Annotated in this window: 1 protein-coding gene; it reads right to left on the minus strand. The window is 69.9% G+C overall.

Annotated elements, in window-relative coordinates:
* Positions 1–2,210, minus strand: a 2,210-nt coding sequence (locus F3J43_RS23610; protein WP_166892989.1) for an AMP-binding protein, incomplete at both ends; no start/stop codon positions are given.

Consider the following 2,210-nt stretch of genomic DNA (forward strand, 5'->3'; position numbering starts at 1 on the left):
CAGTTCATCGACGTGCTCGCCGGCAATGGCCGCCGGCGGCAGGTGCAGGGTCGCGCCGACGCACAGGGCCGGCCAGGCTTCCCAGGCCATGGCGTCGAAGCCGAAGCCGGCGACGCTGGAGGTGTGCACCCCTGCGCCCAGTTCGAAGGCGGCGCCGTGCCAGTGCACCAGGTTGGCCAACGTGTGGTGCTCGACCATCACGCCCTTCGGCTGGCCGGTGGAACCGGAGGTGTAGATCACATAGGCCAGTTGCTGGTCGTCCAGCCCCTCGACGACCGGGTTGGTGTCCGGCTCGCCGCGCCATGCATCGCCATCCAGCGCGACGCTGGCGACCTCGCCCACCAGGCCGGCGGTGGCCGCCTCCACCAGCACCAGCGCCGGGGCGCTGTCGCTGAGCAGGTAGGCAATCCGCTGCGCCGGATAAGCCGGGTCGACCGGCACATAGGCCGCGCCGGCTTTCAGCACGGCGAGCATGCCGACCAGTCGTTGCGGGCCGCGCTCCAGGCACAGCGCCACGCGGTCGCCACAAGCCACGCCACGACGGATCAGGTAATGGGCCAGGCGGTTGGCGCGTTGGTTCAACTCGCCATAGCTCAGGCGCTGTTCGCCCTGCACCACGGCCAGCGCCTCAGGCGCCTGGGCCTCGACCATCGCCTGCACGGTCTGCCCTGCCGGGTAGTGCGCCTCAGTGCCGTTGAAGCCTGCGAGCAATTGCAGACGCTCGACCTCGTCGAGCACCGGCAACCCGTCTACCCGCGCCGAGCCACCCTGCTCCAGGGCCGCGATCAGTTGCGCCACGGCATTGTTCATCCAGTTGCCGACCCGCCCGGCGCCAATCCCCTGCTGGGCCAGCACGCTCAAGCTGAAGCCTGCGCCGAGGTCATCGACACTCAGCGTCAGTGGGTAGTTGCTGCGCTCTTCGTTGCCCAGCTGGTGCATGCCCTGGAAGCTCTCGGCATCCCCCTCGCCACTGCCGGTCGGGCTATGGCGGTAGTTGAGCAAGGCGCTGAACAGCGGCGCCGACGCCGCCACGCCACTGCAGCGCTGGGCCAGGGCCAGCGAGGCATGTTCGTGGCCGAGCAGCGCCGACAGCCGCTGGTGAGTGACGCGCACGGCCTCGCGGGCGCCGGCAGCGGTTTCGATACGCACCGGCAAGGTGTTGATGAACACCCCCAGGGCCCGGTCGGCGCCCTCGCCGCCTTGCAGGCGGCCCATCAGCACGGTGCCGAACACCACGTCGTGGCGACCGGCCAATACCCCGACCACGCGGGCCCAGGCCAGGTGCATCAGGCTGGCCGCGCTCACCCCGAGCAACCGCGCCTGTTCCCGCACCCGCAGGGCCAAGGCTGGCGCGAGCAGCAGGCGGGCTTCCTCGATCTCGCGGCCATCGCCCTGCACATCGGCCAAGCCCATGGGCAGGGTCGGCTCCTCGACATCGCCAAGCAGGTCGCGGAAGAACGCCTCGTGCCCCGCCTCGGCAGCGCCCAGGCGCACCTGGGCGACATAGGTGCGGTACGGCACCGGTGCCGGCAACTGCTGCTGGCGGCCAGACAGCAGCGCCTGCATTTCGCCGACGATCACCTCCATGGCCGTGTGGTCCAGCGCCAGGTGGTGGAAGTGCAGGATCGCCACCACGCGCTGGTGCGCCGGGTCCTGGGCATAGGTCAGGCGCAGCAACGGTGCCTGGGTCAGGTCGAGGCGCTGGTGACGGGCGTCGAAGTGCTGGTGCAGGCGCTCGACCACCGCGTCTTCGCCAAGCCCCTCGACTTCGCTGACCTGCAGCGGCGCCTGGCGCCAGACGACCTGTACCGGCTCGTCCAGCCCTTCCCACAGCACCGCGGTGCGCAGGATGTCATGACGGTCGACCACTTGTTGCAAGGCCGTCGCGCAGGCGCGCAGACGCTCGAGGCTGTCGAAGGCCAGGCGCGTCTGCAGCAGGTAAGGATCACCCTGCTCGGCACTCAGGTGGTGGAAGAGAATGCCTTCCTGCAACGGTGCCAGCGGGTAGATTTCCTGCACATTGGCGGCGCCGCCCGGCACCGTGGCGACGATGCGATCGATGCTGGCCTGGTCGAGGGCGATAAGGCTGAGCATGTCGGGCGTGATGTGCGTGGCATTGCCGGGCACACGGTTGGCCGGGACTTCGATCTCGCGGCCACTGCCCACCGCCGCGGCCAAGGCAGCCAGCGTCGGCTGGGCGAACAGCACGC

This window comes from Pantoea sp. Cy-639, from assembly GCF_011752525.1.
Lineage (GTDB): Bacteria > Pseudomonadota > Gammaproteobacteria > Pseudomonadales > Pseudomonadaceae > Aquipseudomonas.